Source organism: Paenibacillus sp. FSL K6-4396, from assembly GCF_038002525.1.
In the GTDB taxonomy this organism is placed as follows: Bacteria; Bacillota; Bacilli; order Paenibacillales; family Paenibacillaceae; genus Paenibacillus; species Paenibacillus amylolyticus_B.
Genome location: NZ_JBBOCR010000001.1, coordinates 6379797 through 6406105 on the forward strand (window position 1 = coordinate 6379797; position 26309 = coordinate 6406105).

A 26309-nucleotide genomic window follows, 5' to 3' on the forward strand; every position below is an offset into this window, starting at 1 on the left:
ACACGTATGGGTCCATACAGGAACTTATATTAATCGGTTTCTACTTTAATCTGGCTACGCAAATAACCATCGATGAATGCATCGAGGTCGCCGTCCATTACTGCCCCTGTATTTCCAGTCTCTACGCTTGTACGGTGATCCTTTACCATACTATAGGGATGGAACACATAGGAGCGAATCTGGCTACCCCATGAAATATCCGACTGATCTCCTCGGATTTCATCCAGCTGTTGTTTTTGCTCTTCAATTTTACGCTCATACAATTTCGAACGAAGCATCTTCATCGCCCGCTCACGGTTCTTGATCTGTGAACGTTCATTCTGACACGTTACAACTACACCTGTCGGAAGGTGGGTAATCCGCACGGCTGAGTCGGTGGTATTGATATGCTGTCCACCCGCGCCACTCGCACGGTAGGTATCAATCTTGAGATCCTCTGTTCGAATGTCCAATTCAATCGTATCATCAATCTCAGGAACCACATCACATGATACGAAGGAAGTATGTCTACGGCCCGATGAGTCAAAAGGAGAGATCCGCACCAGTCGGTGTACACCCTTCTCGGCTTTCAGATAACCATAAGCATTGTGCCCCTTGATCGATAGCGTGACGCTCTTGATCCCCGCCTCATCTCCTGGCAGATAATCCAGCACCTCAACCTTGAAGCCACGCTTCTCGGACCAACGTGTGTACATCCGCAGTAACATTTGTCCCCAGTCCTGTGACTCGGTACCACCTGCGCCCGGATGAAGCTCTAGAATGGCATCCATCTTATCATACGGCTGGTTCAGGAGTAGCTGAAGTTCGAACTCTGCCACCTTGCTCACGATCGCTGTGACGCTTCTGCCGATCTCTGCAGCGAGGTCTTCGTCGCCTTCCTCGTCAGCCAGTTCTACCATCATCACCGCATCATCATAATCCTGTTGGAGTTTGGTGTATTGATCCACAGATCCCTTCACCGCATTTAGCTCAGCGATTACGGATTGCGCCTTGTCACTATCATCCCAGAAATCCGGGGCAGACATCTTCACTTCGAAGTTGCCGATCATCTCTTGCTTCAGATCTAAGTCAAAGAGACCCCCTAAGGTTTGTTAGTTTCTTGCCTATTTCACGCAGGTCATGCTTCACGTTTGGATCGATCATGTGCAATTCCTCTTTTCATTAAGATAAGCTCCCCGCATCCAGGGCATTCCTCCAGATCAAGTATCCGATGCGTTACCCTGGTGTTGAGACTACTGTTGTATCAGTATATCTCTTCCCCGTGATCATGGTCATATTATTATAACTATGCACCATTAATCGGTTTTGCATCCTTCACTTCATCCTATGGAATACCCGGCTGCAAGGAGCCGTTCATGTCATTCGTGTATAAATGAACCCTTTAACTACTCTTGACCGTGGCAGTGTTTGAACTTCTTGCCACTACCGCATGGGCATGGATCGTTACGTCCGATTTGGTCAGAAACCTTCACTGGACGTTTCTCAGCAGGTTCACCGCTTGTCGAGATCTGACTTTCCTCAACAACCGCTTGACGCTCCTGATTGCTCTCGATCTGTGCTCTCATCACATAAGTCGCTACTTCTTCCTGGATCGAAGCAATCATCTGATGGAACATCTCGAAGCCTTCGAACTGGTATTCACGCAGTGGATCTGTACCACCGTAGGCGCGAAGGTGGATACCTTGACGCAATTGATCCATTGCATCGATATGATCCATCCACTTGCTGTCTACTGCACGGAGCACAACCACTTTCTCGAACTCACGAACCATCTCTTCGCCAATTCGCTCTTCACGTGCATTGTACTTGTTCTGAACTTTCGTGAACAGGAACTCGATGATCTCTTCTGCTTCCTTACCCCACAGATCATCTTTAGTTATGGAACCATCGTCCAGCAGTTTGCTGTTCATGTAATCAGCAACTTCCTGAAGCTCCCAGTTTTCCGGGATATCGTCACTACAATGTGCTTCAACGATACGTTCAATGGAAGGCTTGATCATATCCATAACGATTTGTTTGATATTTTCGGACTCCAGTACCTCGCGGCGCTGTTTATATATAATTTCACGTTGTTGGTTCATTACATCATCATATTGGAGAACGACTTTACGCACGTCAAAGTTGTTACCTTCAACACGCTTCTGCGCTGATTCTACTGCACGGGTAATCATCCGGCTCTCGATCGGTTGGTCTTCTTCAAAACCAAGACGCTCCATCATGTTCAATACATTGTCTGCACCGAAACGTCTCATCAATTCATCACCCAGTGACAGGTAGAATTGTGTTGAACCCGGGTCACCTTGACGTCCCGCACGGCCACGTAGCTGATTATCAATCCGGCGTGATTCGTGACGCTCTGTACCGATGATATGAAGGCCGCCTACTTCAGCTACACCATCACCCAAGATAATATCTGTACCCCGTCCTGCCATGTTGGTTGCAATCGTTACTGCACCCGCTTGACCAGCTCCTGAGATGATCTCTGCTTCTTCCGCGTGGTACTTGGCGTTCAGTACCTGGTGTTTGACACCACGGCGTTTAAGCATGTCAGACAGGCGTTCAGAGTTCTCAATGGACACTGTACCTACCAGAATCGGTTGATTCTTACTGTGGCGTGCCACGATCTCTTCTACAACGGCATTGAACTTGCCATCGATGCTCTTATACACGACATCTGCCATGTCATCGCGTTTATTCGGACGGTTGGTTGGAATTTGCAGTACTTCGAGACCGTAGATTTTTTTGAACTCTTCTTCCTCGGTTTTCGCTGTACCCGTCATACCCGCAAGTTTACGGTACATCCGGAAATAGTTCTGGAAGGTAATCGTAGCAAGCGTCATGCTCTCGTTTTGTACTTCAATGCCTTCTTTGGCTTCAATCGCCTGGTGCAATCCATCACTGTAACGACGTCCGGACATCAGACGACCTGTGAATTCATCGACGATCATGACTTCCTCATCACTGACAACATAATCCACGTCACGACGCATGATTGCATTAGCTTTCAAGCCCTGTACAATGTGATGGTTGAGAGTTACATTGGCATGATCATACAAGTTCTCGATACCAAATGCTTTCTCTGCTTTTGCCACGCCCGCCTCAGTCAACGCTACGGATTTCACCTTAATGTCTACCGTAAAGTCTTCTTCCGGCACCAAACGTTTCACAAAACGATCTGCTGCATAGTACATATCCGTCGACTTCTGAGCTTGTCCAGAGATAATGAGTGGCGTACGCGCCTCATCGACCAGGATGGAGTCTACTTCATCAATGATACAGAAGAACAATGGACGTTGTACCATTTGCTCTTTGTAAAGCACCATGTTGTCACGCAGATAGTCAAAACCAAACTCATTGTTCGTTCCGTACGTAATATCACATGCATATGCATGTTGTTTCAACGCATGGTCCATACCGCTGAGGTTAACCCCAACCGTCATGCCCATGAACTCATAGATTTGTCCCATTTCCTGGCTATCCCGTTGTGCCAAATAGTCATTGACTGTGACCACGTGTACACCTTTGGACATTAACGCGTTCAGATATACTGGAAGTGTTCCTACCAGCGTTTTACCTTCACCCGTTTTCATCTCGGAAATACGGCCTTCATGCAGAGCGATACCGCCCAGCATCTGTACATCGTAGTGACGTTTGCCCAGTACACGACGTGATGCCTCACGTACGGTTGCAAATGCCTCTGGAAGAAGTTCATCTGTCGTTTCTCCCTTTTCAATACGAGCACGGTATTCGTCCGTTTTACCTTTCAGTTGTTCATCAGACAACGCCTGAAATTGTGGTTCAAGTTTATTGATCACATCGACCGTCTTCATCAGACGTTTAACATCACGTTCATTCATGTCGCCGAAGATCTTTTTGACAAGTCCTAGCATGGTATACCCCTTTCGTGCAAAACAGAATAGACCCCCTGTTGCCGCCACGCGACACCATCGGATGGATGTTGCATCCACTTGCCCGGGGGTGACAAACAATATAAAAAGTAATATAGATGAATCAACTCCAGGCTTGCCAAGGGTTCCTCATGAAGCTGATTCGGTATTCAAACGGGTTCGGTTATTAAAAACTAGCCGAAGCCCGAGCCTTGCGAATCATGTTCATGGTGCTGTGCCTGTCATTGATTGTGATTAGCGATCATTCGTTGACAATTCCTCATCAGGACAATGATTCTCTTTGCATAAATTGTAACAGTTTGTAAGGGCCGCCGCAACACGCCACGGCACACTTCTTTGAACTTATGAGACATATCAAATGGAGTTTAAGTGCAAAAAATCATAGTCGTTAGCGGAAGCGTCCGATTGTCATGTTTCGTTTTGCAGGCTAGACAGCTCTGTCAACGAATTTTGATGGTGAATTTGGATGGAAATCTCATATCCAGTTCTCGAATGTAGGCGTACGAATATTTTCGTAAACATCCGAATCTGGTGATAAACTTGTACCAATTATGATTATTCTTACTATCTATTAGACGCAGCAGCATAGGGAATAGTTTCACCATTTTATTTCCAAAGGTTATTTCCCAGCTCCTCTACGCACAAAAGAGCCCCATCCCTAAGGGATGGAAGCTCTTGTTAAGTCTAATCCAGGAAACTACAGTCCCTGTCTTCATTATTATTAGATATTCATATGCAAGTTCGATCCGATGATCCTGTACGTTAAGATTAACCTTGTTCGATCAATCCGTACTTACCATCGTTCCGTTTGTAAACAACGCTAACTTCTTCACTGTCAATGTTGGAGAATACGAAGAAATTGTGACCAACCATGTTCATTTGGAGGATGGCCTCTTCCACGTCCATTGGTTTCAACATAAAGCGTTTCGTCCGTACAACTTCCAGATCATCGTCATCCGTGTCCGCATCCAGTTCAGCTGTAGCTACAGTACCTGTTGGATCTTCAACGAAGAGTGTCTTCAGGCTGCCTTCCTGGCGGAACTTACGGTTAATTTTTGTTTTGTGTTTGCGGATCTGACGTTCCAGCTTGTCCACCACGGAGTCAATCGATGCGTACATATCGTCGCTCTCATCCTCGGCGCGGAGCACAATGCCTTTCAAAGGGATCGTCACCTCTACCGTATGCAAACCTCTCGTCGTGCTCAATGTAACAGCACCGTCAGAGTTAAGGGGTGCATCGAAATACTTCTCGAGTCTACTCAACTTTTTGTCGACATAATCCTTCAAAGCATCAGTAACCTCGATTTGTTGACCTCGAATACTTAAATTCATAGGGCACTCCTCCTTTTTCCTTTGCCACTTCATTATAACACGAATGTAAGCGCCATGTAAAAACTCCCGGTGACCGAATAATGACATCTGTTCAAGCCACATCTGCCAACGTAGGCATAACGCCATATTTCGCGATATTTCATCATATTCAGCCATAATCGAATATTTACTTGGTATGAATTATTAGGCGCTTGATGATGTATTTAACCGTTTTTGGGCCAGCTCAATCTAATATGTAAAATGAACTTCAATCTATCTTTTAAATCTATTAAATTCAATAGAAAAATGTTCCTCGGATGATTCTCAAATCTCTCATCTATTGAAACAAAAAAAGACCCCGGAAAGTACCGGAGTCTGATGCTAGCGATAATTCAATTTGGTAACCATCTAACCATATATGTAGGTCGGATTGTCCGGATGATTATAATTTGATTACGTTAGCTGCTTGCGGTCCACGCGCGCCTTCGACGATGTCGAATTCTACGGATTGACCTTCTTCCAAAGTTTTGAATCCTTCGGATTGAATTGCGGAGAAATGTACGAATACGTCGCCGCCATCTTCAGTCTCAATGAAACCGTAACCTTTTTCTGCGTTGAACCATTTTACTTTACCTTGCATGCACTAACATTCCCTTCGTCATCAAATGAAGTGAAGCTTTCGGCCTTAACCTCTGCCCACAATTCAGATAATACCATCCAAAGTTATCCATTGTCAATTGGAAAAGTAAATGTTTTCTTGGAATTTTTTGTAGATTAATTGGGGATTGTGTTGAAAGGTGGGATATCTTGAATATATCAGGTAAATGGCGGGTTGATAAGTCTATTTTTAGCCATTTTAAGATCAGATTGGTCTTTAATAGTTTCAATATATAACCGCACTCTTTGTGTCTCCGTTGAAATAATTTCTCCAAGATAGTAATGGTAAAGGATGTTTCAACATATCAACCAGACTACTAATCAAATTAGGAAAAGGTTGTTATTCATGAACTTTTACCCACTTTAAAAGCCTAAATTGGACTCCTATGTTATACCGTCAATCTTTTAATTTTGTGATTGGAGATTTACTCCAACCGATCATGTAGATGCTCAAGAGAATCAATTACCTGTAGGGGAACTGAAAGAAAAAGAAATTAGTTGGCTGTCATCCACACTTCGTTGTGGATACCAGACGCCAAATACGGTCTTTATTTTACTCAAGATGAAGAAAACCTTACACCATAGTATATGAAGACTACTGACAAACAACATGATCGCGCCGTTATTCCAGCATGTATTATACTTCACATTACAATTCATGACTATAAAACATTAATTTATCGTTTTTTTCTCAATTGTAGAATTAAATTAATTGTTTAATTTGGTTACAATCAATACGATTCATCCAAAAATCCTGATTGTCAGAAATAAAACCCTTCTGTGTAGTAAATGCACCATTGATACCGTTACTAATCAAGATCGAAGTTAACTGATTTCTCATATCATGAAAGTTCTTACCTCCACCGAATGGAGGTGTATACCAACGAGGTTCTATACCGATTGAATATAGCCATTTTTTACATGTATCAATTTCTTCTCGATAAAACGTCTGCGGATCGAGATTATATGGTAAATGTCGATTGCCGTGTATTCCAATTTCCATACCGGCATTATGCATTTCTTTAATTTCTGCAGCATTTAAATAAAAATCCTTAATAAACTCTTCCTTACTAAGAAAGTGAATATTAAATATATCTTTAAGAAACATTCCGACCTCTGTCTCAGATAATTTGAAATTAAGCATATATTTGTTATATCTACGAAGAATATTTTTTTCATAGCTGTAAATCTGACTTTCTCCTTCTACTCCTCGGGTATCGAACTTATTATTTATTCTTTCCCACATTTCTTCATCCGATATGAATGACAGAACTGAGTGAACAAGATGCACAAGCGGAATATCTTGACTTATTGCAGGCCCTGACATAACTGTAAAATATGCAGAAATCCCCTTGCGTTTTAAAATATCAAATGCGAATGTATATTGATCTTTTGTCCCATCATCAAATGTTAGTACGCACCATGGTTTGGTATGCTTCCTTCTAATATCATTTACAGAAATAATGTTATGAGTTCTACTTATATAATCGATTTGATCCTCAAAATGTTTAGGAGATAAAGGTACTATACCATTCCAATGATCCGGCTCACGAACATAATGATACATAACGGCCACATTATTCAAGCTTAGCACCTCTTTCAGGTAAGGGCCATATATTAGGCCGATCCATATCGCCATCCGATTTAACTAAATAAGTATCATTAATATCTATGGAATTCTCCGTGTCATTGTTACATTTCCAAACAAGATTAATAGGATTCACAAGATTTCTAAATGGCTGAAATAGTCCGGCTATCCCACACTCAGTTGGAGTATAATCAGCATTTTGTAATCGAAATCCTACTTTTAATAGTATATGTTCCAGTCGATTTGAGCTAAGTTGGTAATCAGCAGCCACACACCCCTTACCCTCAGCCCAAATTAATACTCCCTTTATCAATTTAATTAATTTTTCGTCAATATATCCATTCCACACAGTATTTAAAGAAGGAATTATTTCAATAACTCTCAATACTTTCAAATCATCCAGTTTTGGATTTTCAGGGGCATATACACTTTCTAAACGAGTTACAATAAGACCTTCCTGTGTAGGATCTCCAAACATGATATAGCTATATCCCTCATTTTCCAAGTATCTCCATTTCCAAAATAAAGCATCACGTACCTGAGATAAAGAAAATTTTTTTGCAATACTATTTAAATATAGATTTTCAAGCTCCTTCAGATCATTAAACTCATTGGGTTCGACCATTTCGGATTGGGTCAGAAGATTCTCCTGAATCCATTCATAAATGACTGAATTGTCTATTTTTTTCGGCAGCAGACTGACATAACCTTCAAGTTTAAGAGGGTACACATATCTATTTAAATTCGGAGAGTAAGAGTAGCCCATTCTTTGATACATAGGCGCTACTTGTAGATTACAACCCAAAGTCAGCGTTAATAAGCTGTTTTTCTCTACTTCCTTTAGTAATAAAATTCCTATACCGCTATTTCTATATTTTTCATCTACAATCCACATCGCAAGCCCTGCTCCATTAACGTAGCGTTGATTAACTGCATATAAACTTGGAATAACACCGAGGAATCCAACGATCATTCCATTATTCACAAGGAGTAATGATGATGATTCTTCAGTATTTCGAATTTTATATTGCCAATTAAATAACTCCTGATTGTATATAACATGTTTTTCTGACCAGTTCACCTTAAGAAAAGAAACCAATTTTTCATACCACGCATCGTTATAATTTATAATTTCCATTCCAGTCACTTCTTCCTTAAATTATAATTAGTCCTAGTCAGAATGATAATAAACACTTGTTACATGCTTATATAACACCTAATATTGCTTTTAAAGAATTAATATTTGCAATTTCCTCCATCGGTATTGACACTGCAAATTCTGCTTCTAATTCCATTATTAAATTCAATTGGTTCAAGGAGTCCCATTTTTCAAAATCTTCTTTTTTAGAATCTATATTTATTTCAGAAATAGGAACCTCCAGTATTTTGGAAACAATTTCACGTACACGATTAAATTTATCCATCTATATTTACTCCTTCTATTAATGCTATATAATTTGGCATTTTCAATTCGGCAAGTAACAATTTTTGTTCTTCTTCATTAATCTCTAGCCAATTAGAAATAAAAATGTTAAACGGTTGATTTTTAGGCGTTTCTATATAGTTTGCTATTATGTTTGAAGTGTTGAAGTACTTACAAATGTATGCCAACATTGCCTCTTCTATGTTTTTCCCCATCACTCTACAGCTCATTACAAAATCCTGAAGTTCCACTTTATTATAGGGTTGTAGTTTAACAGAGATAAGGCCTGTAGAGCCAGAACTTCCAAATTTATCATTCACATCAAAAATAAAAACAAAATTCCCAGGTATCAGACTCCAAGTCCAGAACTCTTTCTCAGAATACCTATGAGTTGCCATATTAAATTGGTTCGTTTTGTTTAACAGCTGAACCGCTCTTTTGAGTGATGTTTCATCAAGCTTATGAACGGTTAAATTGATTTCTAAGGAATGCAACCATTCATTCAAAGAATCTACTTTTAATCTATTTAAATCTCTTTCTTTTTCTTGGCCGTACCACTCAGTCCTAATGAGATCCTCCTTGGTGACCACTTGAGATTCGAAACAATCTAAACGTTGGATAAACTCTGGATAACGAGTGAATTCTATCGGAAGTTCAGGTACTAGCACCTCAGGGAAAATTTGCTTTATTCGTTCACGTTCTGTGGGATTATCATCCAGGAAAACAACCGATTGTAAGCCTAAATTGAGTTCCTTCACTATTTCTAAAATGTTTCCCGCCTTATCTTCCCAATTTATTTTCAGAGCTGCAAAGTCCTCTTTCCTAAGTATCATTTCAGGATGTGTCTCTATCATTTCCATAGCAATTTCCTGACTATTTTTGCTGCATATAGCCAAGATAATTCCACGTCTTTTTAAAAATAGTAATTCTTTTTGAAATAGTTGGAAGCTTTCTCCAACAGGGTCTATCCCTCCCAACTTAATGTTTGATATACCGTCGTCTCCTATTATCCCTCCCCATAGAGTATTATCCAAGTCACATATAATGAGCTTTCTAGATTGTCCGTATAAACCAGAAATAATACTACGAATTTCTTTTCCAGCCAATTCAAAGTAATCTCTAGAATAGCGAATTTTTCCTAAAGCATACATTTTAGCATCATAACTCTTTTTTTGAAGTGAGGCATACCAATATTGGGTATCTAATATGATGATATGATCACTATCACCCAATCTTTCTGCTAAACGTAAGTTCATTTGCATTAGTATATTGCTTAACCCTCTATTATGTTTACAAGTAAGTGTTTGGATCCATCTTAAATCCGGTAGAATGGACCAAGAGGAAATAAATATATGCTTATATTTGTTTTTCTGCTTCAAAACGAGCTCGCAAAAAAAATCTACCTCTTTTAAAATATCATTTATATTAAACTCACTTCTAAAATCAATTAATTTATTAAAAGAAGGAATTGCTTTTTCAGGAACGGTCCATAAAAATAACATGTTTGCAGGTTTATTCCAAACAGAATGAGATGTGTCCATGAGGGATTGGTAAACTTGATCATAGGGTCCTTCTGTCACTTCTAAAGACAAACCTTGGAAACTTCCTGATAAAAACCGAATAAGTGGATTTACGTTCGTATCAGAAAGTATAATCATATTCTGTTTATTCATGACTTTTCTCCCCTCCATCGAGCCTATGAATTATTTTACTATAACAGCACTACCACACAGGTCACTTATTGGTACGAATCTCGCCCCATTTTCTAGACAAAACTCTCTAACAGCTTGTTTAGCTCCAAAAAAACGAGTGCTGTTATAATCGTGTACAAATATATATCCACCCACTTCTAAACGTGGATAAAAATATTTTAACCCTTCTAGGATAGGCATGTATAAATCAACATCTATACTTACAAACACAAATTTTTCTTCAATACCAATTGCGGATTCAGGAAAGTATCCTTTCTTAAAGATACAATTCTCTTTTACTGTCATTTTTTTTAATATGATTTCAATGTCAGAGTTTATAAATTCACCAGTCTGGGAATTAGAAAACCCTTTAGTTTTTTCAACAACTATATCTCTCTCATCAAAACCACTAAATGTATCAAACAAAAAAAGCTTACGATCAGGAAAAGTTTTATTAATATATTTAGCAAACTCCCCTTGAAAAACACCAAGCTCCGCTACGTTTCCAGAAATGTTATTATAATAAATTTCATCCGCTACCTGCCGTAAAACGGCTAATCTTGAATCAAATATTTGATTATTATAATAATCTATGATCTTACTTGCTTTAACTCCCAAATCCATGGTCAGCTGTTCATAGATAGCATCACCATGAATATTAGCAATTATAATAAAATCATAGTCAATTTCCGATAATTTTTCCGGACTTAATACCGGTTTTCCTAGCAGAGTCTCTCCTTGTTTATTAGAGTCGTTATCCACAAAAGCTATAACTTCAAAATCCCCAATTAAGGAGTAGCTGACACGTAGGCCCCCATCTCCCGCTCCGAATAAAACAACTTTTTTCATCTCCATCAATGCCCCTCACTTCAAGTAAACTTTTTTTGTGCGTTTCAAAAGTTATTAAATTATTATCTCTTTTAATTGATCTATAACAAAGTGTTGATTTTCCTCTCCCATATTGGTATCTGAGGGCAGACAAATCCCATAGTTAAATAACATTTTACTCACATCTTCATTATCGTAATGACAATAATAATCGGTACCCTCAAAAATCGGCTGCAAATGAAGCGGCTTCCATACAGGACGGGACTCAATATTGTTTTTTTCCAAATGATTAATAAGTGACTCGATAATATCATTTTTTTTATGGTTACGGACTATAGCTGTTGTTAACCAACGAGTTGAGCTTCCATAACTAGCTTCTGGCATAAAATTAAAAGTACCAATATCAGAGAGTTCTCTAAAGTATCGGTCAAAAATTGCTCTTTTCTGTTCAATTCGCTCGTTTAGCACTTGAAGCTGCCCACGTCCAATACCTGCGAGCACATTGCTCAACCGATAATTGTAACCAATCAGACTGTGTTGATAATGCTTTGCTATGTCCCTTGCTTGAGTAGCATAAAATCTTGCTTTATTCAAGCTCTGAACATCATCTGAAACAAGCATGCCACCACCTGAGGTGGTTATGATTTTATTACCATTAAACGAGTACACACCAAACTTACCAATGGTTCCGCTCATTTGCCCCTTATATGTAGCACCAAGAGATTCCGCAGCATCTTCAATAATGGGTACTTCGTACTCATCGCATATTCTTTTCAGTGAATCATAGTCTGCGCTCTGCCCATACAAGTTCACTATAATGACCGCTTTAGGTTTCTGACCTTTGTATGCATAAGCCTTCATGGCACGCTCCAGAGCAAGTGGAGACATATTCCAGCTATCAGGTTCAGAATCAATAAATACAGGTTTTGCTTTTTGGTATAAGATTGGATTGGCACTAGCGATAAAGGTCAAAGAAGAACAAAAAACAATGTCTCCTGCTTGTACATCAAGTAGAACTAAAGCCAGGTGGATAGCAGCCGTTCCGGAACTTAAAGCAACGGCTCCTGCACTACCAACATAATCAGCCAGTTCCTGTTCAAAAGCATCTACGTTGGGTCCGAGCGGTGCAACCCAGTTACTCGTAAATGCTTCATTGATATATCGTTGTTCCAACCCGCTCATATGGGGAGAGGCCAAATAAATACGATTACGCTCTGACATGTGCTTTTCATCCCTTGCTTTTGAAATATTTATTGATTTTCGCTGGGCACCCTACAGCCAATACTTGCTCAGGAAGACTTTGAATAACAGCAGCTCCTGCACCCACAATAGTCCCTCTACCAACCTTAACTTGTGGAACTATACTCGCACCAACCCCAACATGAGCAGAATAACCGATCTCCACACCACCAGCCAGATGAACACCAGGTGACAAGTGGACGAAATCACCTATAAGACAATCGTGATCAACCGTAGCAGCCGTATTCACAATAACATGTCTACCTATGTGAGCATCAGCATTAATTACTGTATTAGCCATAATAACGGCTCCATCGCCTATGACAACATTAGATCCTATAATCGCAGTTGAGTGTATCGCTTTTCCAAATTGAACATTGCTCTGTTCAAAAATGTTAGCTAGTTTGACTCTTGTAGCATTATGCCCAATTGCTATGATATAGAGGCTTTGTGGATACTTAAGGTTAATCTTTTCTAGCCGGTCTAATCCACCGAGCAACGGGATTCCCCTCCAATCAGTCCCTCTCATATGATCATCCATAACTCCAATGATTTTTTCACCACATGAATGTAGGTTATCCAACACTACCTTTCCGTGACCACCCGCACCAAAGATAATATAGCCCAGAAAAAGACCTCCTTATTCATGCTAAAATACAAATACCACGGAGTGCCATTCACAATTAATACGTAATTGTTTTCTGAATCAGTTGTTCAGACCAACTAATATTCTTGAGAATATTGACGATGAGACTGCTTGTATTCTCTTTAGCATATACATTTTTTGTTTCAGAGATATCCTTCTGAAAGTCTGGTGATATTGCTTTTTCCAGTGCCATTTGAAGCTCAATATCGTCCTCTTGAATGTCAATCACGTTAGAAGAACGTTCTCTGTGCCCTTGTCGAACACCAATGTTAATAACTGGTTTATTAAATGAGGCGGCTTCAATGATTCCTGAGGATGAGTTCCCTACTAAAATCTCTGCATGCTTCAGCATCACCAGATAATCCAACGGCTCAAAATTGGTTATAAGATGCACACCAAGATTTCCAACAAACTGATTATAAATATCAACTAGTGCATCTGATCCTGCATCTGAGTTGGGCATAATACATATAATCTCGTATCCCTGGTTCAACAACACCTGCAGCATCCTAGCCAACATCTGCAAATTTGTTGATTGGGTAGTGACAGGATGATATGCAAATAAAACATATTTACTTTTTAGGTGAATATTGTATTTATTTGCGGTTTGCTCATAGTTAGGAAGTACAGTATTCATTATCGTTTCGATTCTGGGGGCGCCTACGACTTGAATTCTCCATGGATCCTCACCGAGTCTAATTAATCTTTCTTCACTCTTTTCGGTAGCGACCAGATGTATATGTGCCAATTTACTGATCGCGTGGCGAACGGATTCATCAATAGTGCCTGTCACTTCCCCCCCGTGCAGGTGGACGAGGGGAATATTAGTATGAGAAGCCACGATAGCTGCTGCAAGCATTTCTCCCCGATCTCCCAGCACTACAACCACATCTGGCTGAATGGTTTCCAACGCTTGAGTCATTCCGATAATAGCCAATCCTATAGAACGAGACATGTTGGCATGTGAGGAGCCTTGCAGCAGACAATCCACCTGTGCTGAGATTTGAAATCCATCTTGTCTTATCTGTTCCACGGTATTACCAAACTGTGGAGACAAATGCATGCCCGTTACTAAAAGATGCAGATCAAGGGTTTCTTCTGCATTAATCGCTTTTAAAACAGGATAATAAATGCCATAGTCGGCTCGAGTTCCGGTAACCACTACAATTTTTTTCATCGAAAATCTTCCCATGATAATAATTGATCTTCAACAATATCCCTGGTGAGTTTCTTACCAATAAATTCAGTATAAAATTTAGGTTCAATTCCTGTTCCAGGACGCTTAATATGAATATCTTTTTCTTGAAGTGTATCACCCGCTTGTAATGATCGGCCTGCAACAAGACTTTTCCTTGCAACTGCCTTAGTGTTTTCTTCAGATGGCATACAACGCTTAATTCCATTACCCAGTACCTTTTCCACTCTTCGAATGGCCTCGATCATAGTAGAGAACTCTGATGGTTCCAAAGATGCTAGGTGATCCGGGCCAGGAAGGCTACGATCCAATGTAAAGTGCTTTTCTATAATCTTTGCACCCATTGCTACAGCAGCAACAGCCACTTCAATACCATCTGTATGGTCGGAGTAACCAATGATTCTGCCAAATTCATCCGCCATTGCTTTCATTGCAAGTAGGTTAACGTCCTCTAAAGGAGCAGGGTAATCTGATGTACAATGGAGCAAAGAAACATTACTTTTTGTAAAAATTTTTATTGATTCCCTTATCTCATTCATATCAGACATACCAGTAGAAAGTATAATTGGTCGGCCATACTGATTAAGTTGCTGGAGAAAGGGAGTATTATTTAAATCGCCAGAGCTGACTTTAAAAGCATCCACTTCAATAGAATCTAAAAATTGAGCACTTTCCTCATCAAAAGGGGTTGAAAGAAAATCAATTCCTTTCTTGTCACAGTAATTTTTGATATCTATAAATTCGGAATGACTTAACTCCAATTTTTGTAGCATCTCCAATTGGCTGCCTGAAATCCCTGTGTTTTCAGCTTGGTATTCTGCCTTTTGAGCATGCCTAGTTACTAGTTTTTTGCTGTCAAACGTTTGGAACTTAACTGCGTCTGCCCCACATATCGCAGCTTGATCCACACACTGAAGCGCACGTTCCAAAGTTCCGTTGTGATTCACCCCTACTTCTGCAATAATATACACCGAACCAGCGTTAATTTTTGATAAATATTTGCCCATTCATGTATACTTCCTCTCTATCAAATTGATACATCGTTATATGAATTATATTACACTCGATTTTGCATAAGAAATTCTGCCCACTTTAAATCCATTTCATCATCAATATCTACAGATCGTTCTTTTGGCATGACATAGCCGATATTCTTTGGACCTATCATCAAGTTTTCAATCATCAGCAGATCTCTTTTAATTATATATATTGCTCCATTTAACATGTAAAGGTCAGGCAACTCCTGCCTTCTAAGGTTTTCGACTTGATCTTTCAAATAAGGTTGAATTATTCCCTGATTCCATTCCCTTAAAAGATAGGGATGGGTATCGGCTAACGTAACACTTTGTAATGAATCCGCCTTTTGGGTTATAAATAAATTATAGGCCTCACGGATATCGTAATCATTTCGTAACGGAGAGGTAGGCTGAAGCAACATAATATATTGGAAATGAAGATTCAGTTTAAGCTCATAAAAATGAACTGCATGTTGTAAAACATCAATACTCGCTGCTTGGTCAGTAGCCAGCTCTTCCGGACGAAGAAAAGGAACATCAGCCCCAGCCAACTTCGCTATGCTCGCTATTTCATTGTTATCTGTGGATACAACTACTCCATCCATACATCTGCTTTTAAGAGCAGCTTCAATGGTATATTTGATTAACGGATTTCCGCCAAGAATTCTTATATTTTTTCGAAGCAATCCTTTCGATCCCCCCCGTGCAGGGATCACTGCCAGACATTTAGCTGTTTTATTCATAGCACAACTTTTGAGAAACCTAGACCACTAGCTTCAATAAGTTCTCTAATTTCTGCTGTATAAATTTGTTTGGCTGTTTTGGAAGAATATTCTTGATGCTCTGCTTTTCTAAAACCTTCATAGTGATATTCGTTCGCCAGGAATAGAGACGGAATAATAAACATTTGTTCATTCTCTAAAGCTCTTTCCGATTCTTCCAGGGTCATAAGCTCTTCATATAATTTTTCTCCAGGTCGAATACCCGTTTCAATCATCTCACCGGAATAACTTAGAGTTCCCGCTTGTTCATATGAATCAATCAGACACTTTGCCAGATCCGTAATTTTAAGGATTGGCATTTTGAGTACAAATACCTCACCGCCTTGAGAATATTTTGCAGCATCGATGACCAATTGAGCAGCTTGTGGAATGGACATCATAAACCGCGTCATTTCCGCGTGCGTAACCGTTAGAGGTCTACCCTCAACAATCTGATTCCTGAACAAAGGAATCACCGACCCTCTCGAACCCATTACATTTCCAAAACGAACACATGCAAATATGGTTCGTTTGCTACCCTTGTAGAAACTCGCAGCCGAGATCAGTTTTTCAGACAATAGTTTGGTCGCACCCATTGTACTTGTCGGGTTTACAACTTTATCTGTACTTATAGCAATGACCTTCTCAACATTGTGCTCAATAGCTGTTTCGATTATATTTTGTACACCTATAACATTCGTTTTGATGGCTTCCATCGGATTATACTCACAAGAAGGAACATGTTTTAAGGCAGCTGCATGAAAAATAAGATCAACATCTTCCATCGCATACCCAAGCCTTTGTTTATCCCTAATATCACCAATTAAATATCTTATATTATCAAATTCTTTAAGCTCCTGTTGTAAGTCAAATTGCTTACTTTCATCTCTACTGAAAATCCGTATTGCTTTTGGACGATAGGTCAATAAACTCCGCACAATTTCGCTACCTATTGATCCAGTTCCCCCAGTAATTAATATTATTTTGTTATTAAACATACTATTAACCTCCAGTCCAATTCACATTCTATTCATCAATCTGTTTTTATGAATTTTGGTACTCATATATATTCCCACCACTTTTTAAGAATTCCTTTACTACAATTTTGAAGAAGTTCAATTATTAAATACTAAATATTAAATTTATAGATAAATCAACCTTTTAATATCTCCTAGGCTGATTCTCATATATTAAAGTGTTGTGAATATTCTAGTCTACACACAAACTTTTTTTCACAACAAGGGGCCCGACTTCGTATTATCAGATTAAATACTTTACTATCATATATCGGTTTAAAACAATCTTCTATGAATCCTTAGAGCAAAAAAACCCACTCAGTGTATAACTGAGTGGGTTTCTTTTAATAACATTTCTATCATTTTCTACGGTCCATAAGTATGCTACCCGGAGAGAGATTAGATTCATACGCACTACGTTGAGTTGCAGCTTGCCTACGATTGTACAACCATTCCTGAGCTTCAAGACGCAGTGAGTCCATTCTCCGCAGTATAACCGGATCCAATCCCAGTATTCTTTTAATCCTGTCTTTTTGATCGTCAGTGGAAACTTCTTTATTTTGCAATTCGAAATTAATCAAATCCACAATGGATTGTCTCTTTGTAATAAATTCTTCAAATTCCTCATAAGAACATGTCTTAATACTATCCATAAAGGAATTAGTTAACTCTTCTAATTGTTCGATATAATTATCCATTAGCAGTTTCCGTTTGACCTAATGCTATTTTATTAGCTTGGACCCAGGTCTCACGCAATTCAACTAGATAACTTAAAGCTTCTTCTATCTTTTGATCATCTTTACGCACATTAGCTTCGATAAGGAGATAGTTAGTATATTCATAAAGAGAATACAAATTCTTTGATATCTCATAATCAAAATTAAGCGTACCCATCAATTCACTGACAATAGATTGGGCCTTACCAAGATTTGTACTTGTCTTCTCATGATCATGTTGCTGTAGGCCTTGAAGCGCAGTTTTGATAAACCTTATTGCTCCATCATACAGCATAACAACAAGTTGGGCTGGAGTTGAAGTTTGGACTGCTGATTGCTTGTATTTATTGTAAGGAGAATTAATCAATTCGCTCACCTCTAACTATGAATTCAAGCCCAGACTTGATAACAAACTGGAAGACTGGGAATTTAATTTGCTCATGGCCTGTTCCATTGCAGTAAATTGTTTGTAGTATCTGTTTTCAGCAATAGTAAGATTTTTCAGCATTGTATCCATACGACTATCATATGATTTCAGTTCACGCCCCATAACACTTTCAGGTTTATAAGCTCCTGTGATTGAGCCGGAAAAACGGTCAGTACCCGCCCGGTCAGAAATCATGTTGATTGAATTACCAACTTTCTCAGCTAGCTTATCAAAAATTCCCGTAGAAGGAGAACTTGCCGACCCTTGAAATAAATCCAATATTTTTTGAGGATTATCAGAGATAGCACTCTTCAATTTAGACTCATCCAGTATAAGTTTACCTTCATCATAGTACTTACCTGTAGTTATCCCCATAGCACTAAGATCACTTAAATTTGCGGTGATAATCATCCGCATCTGCGAAACCGTGGATGTCAATATATCATCATTTTTCAATAAACCACTTTGTGATTTTTCTGTCCAGGCTTTAATATCCGCCTCTTTCATTTCCTTCTTTTGCTCATCTGTAAGTGGTGAAAAACTACGATATTTGGCTTCACTCGTTTTGGTATTCAATGTACTGAGTAAAGAATTATAATCTTCAATAAATCCCTTAATAGTTTCCAGAACATTATCGGGATTTCTTTGAGTTGTGATATTAACGGTCTCCCCAGGGGGGGTTGTTGAAAGTAAATTGAATGTAATTCCATTTAAAATAAAGTTGTTACTATCTTTCTCAACATCTACTCCGTTAATATTTAATTTTGCATTTTCACCAGATTTGAAATTTTGCTCTCCTTTAAATAAAGCCAGCAAGGTATTATCTCCTGTATCGGTTCCAAGTTTAATTGGATCTCCACTTTTGGAAGTGAAGACCAACCTACCAGTCTCCTTATCAAAACTTGCTGTTGTATTCGCACCTGCACGAGCTGACACCTCTGCTATAACATCATCAATAGAAGCAGAACCAGCGAAGCTAAAAGTTTCATTGTTAATCTTGAGAGAAAAAGGTTCAGCGGCCCCAGTAAGTGCAGACAACTTGGTACTTCCTAAAAAACCTGAACCTGTGCCGTTGGTCTCGATAACTGTTTTATCAGGTGTACCACCAAATAAATTAATAACAGAATTTGTACCAGTGTTCCCTCCGATATCTACCTTACCAGCAGGGCCACTTGTCTTAGAACGAATGATCAGCTGGCCTGTTAATTCGTCATAACTTGCATTGACATTCGCCTTGGTATTTGAGTTGATTGTAGAAATCATACTTGAAATTGATGTAAGACCATTGAACAATGGCTTACCACTATCATCTTTGAAACTTACACCATTGATGACTAGATCGAAGCCTTTATCAAGATAATCCTTACGGTCAGTTTCACTCATCCCCGCCAAATTAACACCATCAACTTCTGCAAGAGTAGAAGTACCTTTGTAAACCTTATCCGTACCTGTAGTTTGAACGGTAGCACTTGTTGCAAGTTTTGATATTTGAACTTTCATATCAATTCCATTAGCATCAGCAGTGGCATCTGCTTTAAGTGCATCCTTATTCCCCGTAATAATAGCTTTATTAGCATTTAATGCTGAATCTTTACCATACTTGTCCGTAAGTTTATTAAAACGGAAATCATAGAGCTTGCTATTTATCTCCCGATAGCTGTCACGCTTCCATTCTACCAATTGTTTATTTTGGGTAATTTTATCGTATGAAGCACGTTTTGCAGTCATCATACTTTTCACAAGACTATCTATATCCATACCTGAAAAACCATTAATACGAGTTACCATAATTACTTTGCCCCCTTAGATTCAGATTTTCTCATCAATAAGAATTCCAGCAATTTCCATCATTTTAGCTACTAAGTCTAGCGTTTTTTCAGGTGGGATCTCACGAATCAACTCTCCAGTTTCTCTGTTCAATACTTTCACCATAATATCATGCGTCTTTTCGTGAACACTAATTTCCAACGAAGTTTGTGGCCCTTCTAAAGACTTAATTGCCCGTTCTATTGTTTTAACAAGTTGTTCATTCACTACAGAATTCTGAACCACTGAGGTCTTCAATTCTTTAGGGTTAGAGACCAAAGGACTCGATTGTGCAGTCAACGAATGCTGATCGTTGTATTCAGAGTTATGCTGTCTGCTTATAGTAGTATTTGCCGTTAATGATAATTCTATATTCATGAATGCCCGCCTCCACAATAATTAATGTTATTATGTTTATCGGTATATTCTCAAAGTTACATTAGGTAATTTTTGTATACTCCCGTTTATTCAATCTCCAATTGGTTTTCTAACACTGTTATAATTTCCGAGAGAACAAGTAGGCTTGTTTTCACAAATTCGATTTGAATTTCCCTGTTCTTGCTTAAATTATCTGCTGATAAAAATTGCTCTATCTCAAACAATCTCCAAACACTAGTAATCAAAACGGCTTGTAAATTATGACGTAAGAGCCAGTTACTCATTAGCTCTCCAAAGAGAACATCGGTCTTTTCTAATATTTTTAACGACTTCAAAAGTTGAGATTGAGAACGTTGTTTGTGAATGACTAGTTGTTGGAGATTTCTAAGTTGTTTTTTTAATTTCATTTCTTTTTCTTTGAAATTTCCCAATTCTCCCTTTAGGCTATTTTTAATTTGGTTAATATCTACAGAATAATTATTAATTTTCTTTAACTCCTGAGAAACGTTCAATAAGTAAGAACTAGGGCCACAATATTGGTCATACACTTCTTTCAAACTCATCTGCGATGTATGATTGATCAAAGCCCCACCTTCTGTTGCATTAATAACATTTAGCTGTTTTTTATATATTTCTGCTTCGAACCAATTACGGAATGCATTCCATGTGTCAGTTGTCGCGACTTCGCCGCCACTATATCCTTTCGTATACACTCTCTTGGCCACATTATCAGCATTTATAGGTTTCTGATCATAGATAGTATTACTGGCATGAGTTTCCGCTAGAGTGTTACCATATGCAAGATCTTGTCCAACAAGAACAATAGGTGAAGCTCCTAAATGTTCAGCAAATCCAAAAGCAATATGAGCACAAGATAAACCAATGCTTATTGAATTATTTTGTGTTAGATTTAATATTTCTTTAAGCCAGTTATACTCTCCAACGTTTTCACGAATTGGAATAATAACTTCTCCTTGGAATTCTTCGAATATTTCCGGATAAACTAACAGGGGTGCCACTAATGTAACCTCAGATGGATACGACTTATCTTTATAAAAATAGGAATAGGTTAATTCTCCTCTTTCAATTGAGCAAATAAAATCTGGCACAATCCCTTCCTGACACAGCCTCTCAGCAATCGTATCCACTGCAATAATAACGGCTTTACCTTTAGTTTTTTTCAATTCTTTTATATTTTTATTAAGTGATGGGCCAGCTGCTACAACAATAGCAGGCAAGTCTTTAAACAAATCTCTTAATTGAGAAACATCCTTCGAACGTGCGACACTTTTAATGTTCAGCATATTCTGTCTGAACCCTATTAAACTATCGTCTACAGAGTTTCCATACAATGTTGTTTTATATTGAGCTACTTCTTTAATTTGTTTAACAACAGAAATACAAGAATCAACATCAAAATCCCGGTAATACGTGGTGAAATAGAATTTAATATTTTTAACGTAAAAAATCAGGTTAGTAGAGAACAAATGTTCCAAAAACATAGGCATATTGCTCAAATCATCAGCAAAAAGAATCACGTTCGAAGATCGGATAAAAGAAAGCTCTTCTTCATTCAGAACGTGATTAAAAAATGAGAAACTCGGTTCTATAATGATCAGAAAAGACTCTTTGCTCATACTTTGAATTAATTGCTTAAGTTCTGAAACTGAGTATAGACCTATGGCAAAAATGAGTTCTTTCTTCAACACATTAGGTAAAACAGTAGCATCATAGCTATTCTTCAAATATATGATTTGATTATTTACTTTAATTAAATCCCCCTTATCCGGATCCTTCTCATAGAGGCTAAACGAAATATCTTCGTTTTTGGGCTCACCAATCCAATGCAAAGTATTCATAGACAAAATATTAATATTCTCATCAATTAATTTCACTACATTTTCTCCTTAAATACATATTTAAAAAACTCATTGTAAATCAAACTATAAAAATAAAGCCCCACAGAAAGTGGGGCACATGTATTAAGCTTAAACAAATTATCTGAGCAGTTGAAGCACGCCTTGCGGTTGTTGGTTAGCTTGAGCCAACATAGCTTGGGAAGCCTGTGCCAGAATATTGTTTTTGGTTTGTTGCATCATTTCTTTAGCCATGTCAACGTCACGGATACGGGATTCAGCTGCTGTCAGGTTCTCAGAAGCAGTTCCCAAGTTGTTGATTGTATGCTCCAGACGGTTTTGAACAGCACCCAGTTTAGAACGTTCACTGGATACTTTTTGAGTAGCTACATCAATAACTTTGATTGCTACAGTCGCTTGGGATTGAGTGGAAATTTGCAGTCCTTTCACGCCCAGAGCGGAAGATCCCATATCTTCAATAGACAAGTTCATTGTTTGGCCTGTATTTGCACCAATTTGGAATGTTGCAGTTCCATCCGTACGGACATTAGCTGCAGCCGTTGTTTCGTTAAACGAGGACAATGCGTTAGTAGCAGATGTACGAATATTACCGCTAGAGTCTTTTACAGAAATTGTCAAACCATTGATTGCTCCTGTTGCTCCGTTATTAGCTGCGGTAACTAGAACATTGCCAGTAGAAACAGTGAGCGCCAAGTTAGCATCCGCACCACCACTTGATGTGTTAGCCAGACCAGTCAAAGCAGTTGTAGAAGTTACAGTGATTGTGTTAGTTACTGTAGTTCCATCTTTTACATAAGAAACAGTAATTTGGTCACCTTTGGTGATTCCAAGATTATTACCATTTTTATCTGTAGCACTAACCAAAGTTGTTGTCCCAGCAGTAAGTGCCGCACCAGTACTATTTTTCAAAGCATTGTTAGTATTAACATTCGCAACAGCAGTGTTAACAGCTTTACCCATAGAACCGTCAAGAAGGTTCTTGGTATTGAATTGCGTAGTAGATTGAATACGATCAATCTCTTCATTCAATTGGTTCATTTCATCTTGCAGGTTTTTACGGTCGCCAGCAGTATTCGTATCATTACCGGATTGAACTGCGAGTTCACGCATACGTTGCAGGATGGAGTGAGTTTCGTTTAATGCACCCTCAGCAGTTTGGATCAAAGAGATACCATCTTGCGAGTTACGGGATGCTTGATCCAAACCACGGATTTGACCGCGCATTTTTTCGGAAATTGCCAGACCTGCAGCATCGTCACCAGCACGGTTGATGCGAAGACCGGAAGACAGTTTCTCGATATTTTTGTTAGTGTTAGCAGTGTTTGCAGACAGTTGACGGTGAGTGTTCAACGCCGCGATATTGTGGTTAATAATCATTTGATATTTCCTCCCTGAAAATAAGTTAGTTCCACATCCTTGTGGTAAACGCCGCGACATTAAGGTCGGCCGCCCTGCCGAAGCAGCGTCTAAATAATATATCGACAGAAGAGGAGCAACTGTTTATAGCAAATTGGAATTTTTTTATTCTTTTTTAGTACTATCATTCCGCAAGCGTTCCATAAATGCTTCAACATTGGCTGCTATAGGTGTTGCAGACTCACGGTTTGCTTCCTGGATCGATGCATATATCTCCTGTCGAAATATATCAATATGCTTGGGTGCAGTGATACCTATTCGAACCGTATCACCTTCTACAGCAAGTACAGTCACCTCAATATGATCCTGAATGACGATGGACTCTCCCTTTTTTCGTGATAGTACCAGCATGTCAAACGCCACCTTTCTCTGATTTCGCTTCATCTTCTGCCCAGATAAGATGACGTGTATCGTAGCTGGTTTGATGGAGTATAACCTGCTTACCCATACGATTTTCGGGATTAAGGACAACAGGTGCAAGAAGGTTCATGGTAGATTTATTCGTTTGTGAATGAATCGTAACCATGGAGTACGCCGATACTTGGTCAATGATTCCCATCTCTTCCTTGTCTATCTCGCTCAGCTCAAAACTATAATCGGACACAAACGTAAATGGACTTACCAACAAGAACGATAAATTTGGCTCTCGTACAGACTGTAAATAAATAAACGGCGTTTCCTCCCATGGGATTAACGCAAACTCTGTCTCTTCTTCAAATCCAGGCAAACCTTTGGGAAACTTATAAACGTCTTCCCCACTAATCTCTAATTCTCCCCACGTACTTGTATGAATAATAATAACGAACGCCTCCTTGGCGAATAATAAATTATACAAAAAGAGCCATAGAGGGCTGCATCCGAGACCGTCTATAGCTCTACATTATAACTCACAACCCCACATCTATGGCAGGTGGGGTGTATTGAACTGATGCATATTGTTTCACATAGATATCCAACTTACCTCGTTGATACTCAATTTCTGGTTTATTCACAATAACATTCATTTCGGAGACAGCTGGTTCATAGCTAATGTCTGGCGGTCTCGTATCAATTTGAATATCTACGTTATCAAATGAAGCAGGAGTCCTTGTTTCTGGAAAAGTCTTTGGTTGCCAGTCCATACCAATAATATTAGCTATCGTATTGCTCGGTTTATGAATAGCAGCCAACTGATTTCCCTGTTGAACGCGTTCAGCCATGTTTTGCAAAAACTGTTGTTCAATGCCTGAGTAAATCCGGGCATTCATGTCAATCATATTGCCACCATTGTAGGCAGAGAATGCCTTGCTCTGATCTACATGAAGAGTGATTGGATGACTCTCCACTGTAAGCTTGGCAGGTCTGGTGTTTAGCTGAACTTCTGCCTTAGGCTGACGAATAGAGTACTGACCAGGACTAGTCTCCATATTTAGGATAGAAGGTGTAGTTCTAATCTGAACTACAGGAAGAGACCTCATGATTTAGATCCCCCTTTATCTAAGGAAATCCACCAAAGATGGAGAGATAATTTTTGCACCTGCAGACAAAGAAGCATTGTAGATATTTTCCTGAATTTTAGATTGAATGGATAACTCTGCATAATCTGCATCTTCCACCTTAGATTGAAGATCAGTTAAGTTAATGCCTAGATCATCCAATCTTCCCATCATCAGATCAACACGATTTGTCTTCGCACCAATCTCAGAGCGAATTGCCAGCATTTTGTCCATCCGACTGTCAATGTTGTCAAGTTGATTTGAAAGTTCCTTTTGGTCACCATCCGACAAGGCTTTCATAATTGTATTCATAATAACAAATAAATTGTCATCTTCTGTACCTGTACCAAACACTTCATTACCATCCACGTTAATTGGTAATTGTACACTCTCACCAACAATAAAATTAACCTTACCTTTATCCGTTACAACAGAAGCAGCATTGGTTGTGTCGAAAGAGCCATCTGGATTAGAAGGGAAATCATAAGGCTTAATATCATAGGTCTCGCCATTAAAAATATATTTTCCGTTCAGTTTACTGTTGGATATATCCACAAGCTGTTCCTTAAGTTGTTGTACTTCTTCATTGATACTATCCAATGCCGATTGAGGATTTGTTCCCGTCGAAGCTTGCACCGTTAACTCACGAAGACGTTGCATTACGTTTCCAGCCTGGTTCAAAACAGTGTCATTGAATTCCAGCCAAGAAACTGCACTGTCCACGTTTTTCTGATATTGCTCATTAGAGGACAATTCTGCACGATAGCGAAGGGAATAGGTGATCCCTACAGGGTCATCAGAAGGCTTGTTTATTTTCCTGCCTGTCGCTAACTGAGTCTGAGTATTATTCATCTGTTGCGCATTACGGTTCAAGTTCAAAAGCAGTTGCGAACTCAACATATTATTTGTAATTCTCATAATAGATGCTTACTCCT

The 26309-nt window shown here is 39.0% G+C and carries 25 protein-coding genes; all 25 read right to left on the reverse strand.

Annotation, left to right across the window (positions count from 1 at the left end):
- Positions 1-29: 29 nt before the first annotated feature.
- The 25 genes from prfB to flgL all read right to left on the reverse strand — a co-directional run bounded on the left by prfB (position 30) and on the right by flgL (position 26292).
- Positions 30-1143 (reverse strand): peptide chain release factor 2 gene (prfB, locus tag MHB85_RS27995; RefSeq protein ID WP_101313559.1). Its coding sequence is split into 2 segments (ribosomal slippage): positions 30-1070 and positions 1072-1143, totalling 1113 coding nucleotides; the frame shifts between segments, so codons are not numbered across the junction.
- 242 nt (positions 1144-1385) lie between these two features.
- Positions 1386-3890, reverse strand: a complete 2505-nt coding sequence (gene secA / locus MHB85_RS28000; RefSeq protein ID WP_036667733.1) for a preprotein translocase subunit SecA — start codon at positions 3888-3890, stop codon at positions 1386-1388.
- 786 nt (positions 3891-4676) lie between these two features.
- Complete coding sequence (gene hpf, locus MHB85_RS28005; protein ID WP_047840659.1) at positions 4677-5240, reverse strand: ribosome hibernation-promoting factor, HPF/YfiA family; 564 nt, start codon at positions 5238-5240, stop codon at positions 4677-4679.
- A gap of 421 nt (positions 5241-5661) precedes the next feature.
- Positions 5662-5859 carry a cold shock domain-containing protein gene (locus MHB85_RS28010; protein ID WP_024631599.1) on the reverse strand — a complete coding sequence of 66 codons (198 nt, stop codon included), beginning with the start codon at positions 5857-5859 and terminating at the stop codon, positions 5662-5664.
- A gap of 720 nt (positions 5860-6579) precedes the next feature.
- A complete protein-coding gene (locus MHB85_RS28015; RefSeq protein ID WP_261313691.1) occupies positions 6580-7452 on the reverse strand; it encodes a polysaccharide deacetylase family protein in 873 nt (290 codons plus the stop codon).
- A gap of 1 nt (position 7453) precedes the next feature.
- Positions 7454-8602, reverse strand: coding sequence for a GNAT family N-acetyltransferase (locus tag MHB85_RS28020; RefSeq protein ID WP_192135059.1), 1149 nt, complete (start codon positions 8600-8602; stop codon positions 7454-7456).
- 67 nt (positions 8603-8669) lie between these two features.
- The gene (locus tag MHB85_RS28025; protein ID WP_192135057.1) at positions 8670-8888 is read right to left on the reverse strand and encodes an acyl carrier protein; all 219 of its coding nucleotides are present in this window, start codon (positions 8886-8888) and stop codon (positions 8670-8672) included.
- Positions 8881-10560 carry an HAD-IIIC family phosphatase gene (locus MHB85_RS28030; protein WP_192135054.1) on the reverse strand — a complete coding sequence of 560 codons (1680 nt, stop codon included), beginning with the start codon at positions 10558-10560 and terminating at the stop codon, positions 8881-8883. Before MHB85_RS28030 ends, MHB85_RS28025 begins: the two co-directional genes overlap by 8 nt.
- Positions 10561-10590: 30 nt before the next feature.
- On the reverse strand, positions 10591-11427 hold the full coding sequence (locus MHB85_RS28035; RefSeq protein ID WP_261313518.1) for a TylF/MycF/NovP-related O-methyltransferase: 837 nt from the start codon (positions 11425-11427) through the stop codon (positions 10591-10593).
- Positions 11428-11481: 54 nt separating this feature from the next.
- Positions 11482-12627: a DegT/DnrJ/EryC1/StrS family aminotransferase gene (locus MHB85_RS28040; RefSeq protein WP_192135050.1), complete on the reverse strand. Its 1146-nt coding sequence runs from the start codon at positions 12625-12627 to the stop codon at positions 11482-11484.
- Between the two features lie 7 nt (positions 12628-12634).
- Entirely contained in the window at positions 12635-13273 is a 639-nt protein-coding gene (locus MHB85_RS28045; RefSeq protein WP_192135138.1) for an acetyltransferase, read from the reverse strand.
- 55 nt (positions 13274-13328) lie between these two features.
- Entirely contained in the window at positions 13329-14468 is a 1140-nt protein-coding gene (gene neuC / locus MHB85_RS28050; RefSeq protein ID WP_192135048.1) for a UDP-N-acetylglucosamine 2-epimerase, read from the reverse strand.
- A complete protein-coding gene (gene neuB, locus MHB85_RS28055; protein WP_192135046.1) occupies positions 14465-15493 on the reverse strand; it encodes an N-acetylneuraminate synthase in 1029 nt (342 codons plus the stop codon). The genes neuC and neuB overlap by 4 nt, the downstream gene beginning before the upstream one ends.
- A 50-nt stretch (positions 15494-15543) precedes the next feature.
- Positions 15544-16245 carry an acylneuraminate cytidylyltransferase family protein gene (locus MHB85_RS28060; protein WP_192135044.1) on the reverse strand — a complete coding sequence of 234 codons (702 nt, stop codon included), beginning with the start codon at positions 16243-16245 and terminating at the stop codon, positions 15544-15546.
- On the reverse strand, positions 16242-17261 hold the full coding sequence (locus tag MHB85_RS28065) for a UDP-N-acetylglucosamine 4,6-dehydratase family protein (protein WP_192135042.1): 1020 nt from the start codon (positions 17259-17261) through the stop codon (positions 16242-16244). Before MHB85_RS28065 ends, MHB85_RS28060 begins: the two co-directional genes overlap by 4 nt.
- A 377-nt stretch (positions 17262-17638) precedes the next feature.
- The gene (locus MHB85_RS28070) at positions 17639-17977 is read right to left on the reverse strand and encodes a hypothetical protein (protein ID WP_192135040.1); all 339 of its coding nucleotides are present in this window, start codon (positions 17975-17977) and stop codon (positions 17639-17641) included.
- On the reverse strand, positions 17970-18371 hold the full coding sequence (fliS, locus tag MHB85_RS28075) for a flagellar export chaperone FliS (RefSeq protein WP_397376320.1): 402 nt from the start codon (positions 18369-18371) through the stop codon (positions 17970-17972). Before fliS ends, MHB85_RS28070 begins: the two co-directional genes overlap by 8 nt.
- Before the next feature lie 6 nt (positions 18372-18377).
- Positions 18378-20210, reverse strand: a complete 1833-nt coding sequence (fliD, locus tag MHB85_RS28080; RefSeq protein WP_192135038.1) for a flagellar filament capping protein FliD — start codon at positions 20208-20210, stop codon at positions 18378-18380.
- A gap of 21 nt (positions 20211-20231) precedes the next feature.
- Positions 20232-20606, reverse strand: coding sequence for a flagellar protein FlaG (locus tag MHB85_RS28085; RefSeq protein WP_192135036.1), 375 nt, complete (start codon positions 20604-20606; stop codon positions 20232-20234).
- An 86-nt stretch (positions 20607-20692) separates the two neighbouring features.
- Positions 20693-22501, reverse strand: coding sequence for a 6-hydroxymethylpterin diphosphokinase MptE-like protein (locus MHB85_RS28090; RefSeq protein WP_192135034.1), 1809 nt, complete (start codon positions 22499-22501; stop codon positions 20693-20695).
- A gap of 102 nt (positions 22502-22603) precedes the next feature.
- Positions 22604-23860, reverse strand: a complete 1257-nt coding sequence (locus tag MHB85_RS28095) for a flagellin N-terminal helical domain-containing protein (RefSeq protein ID WP_222215823.1) — start codon at positions 23858-23860, stop codon at positions 22604-22606.
- 144 nt (positions 23861-24004) lie between these two features.
- Positions 24005-24250: a carbon storage regulator CsrA gene (csrA, locus tag MHB85_RS28100; protein ID WP_192135029.1), complete on the reverse strand. Its 246-nt coding sequence runs from the start codon at positions 24248-24250 to the stop codon at positions 24005-24007.
- A 1-nt stretch (position 24251) separates the two neighbouring features.
- Complete coding sequence (locus MHB85_RS28105; RefSeq protein ID WP_341074019.1) at positions 24252-24734, reverse strand: flagellar assembly protein FliW; 483 nt, start codon at positions 24732-24734, stop codon at positions 24252-24254.
- Between the two features lie 52 nt (positions 24735-24786).
- Complete coding sequence (locus MHB85_RS28110; RefSeq protein ID WP_192135027.1) at positions 24787-25356, reverse strand: DUF6470 family protein; 570 nt, start codon at positions 25354-25356, stop codon at positions 24787-24789.
- 15 nt (positions 25357-25371) lie between these two features.
- Positions 25372-26292 carry a flagellar hook-associated protein FlgL gene (flgL, locus tag MHB85_RS28115; protein ID WP_192135025.1) on the reverse strand — a complete coding sequence of 307 codons (921 nt, stop codon included), beginning with the start codon at positions 26290-26292 and terminating at the stop codon, positions 25372-25374.
- Between the last annotated feature and the right edge of the window lie 17 nt (positions 26293-26309).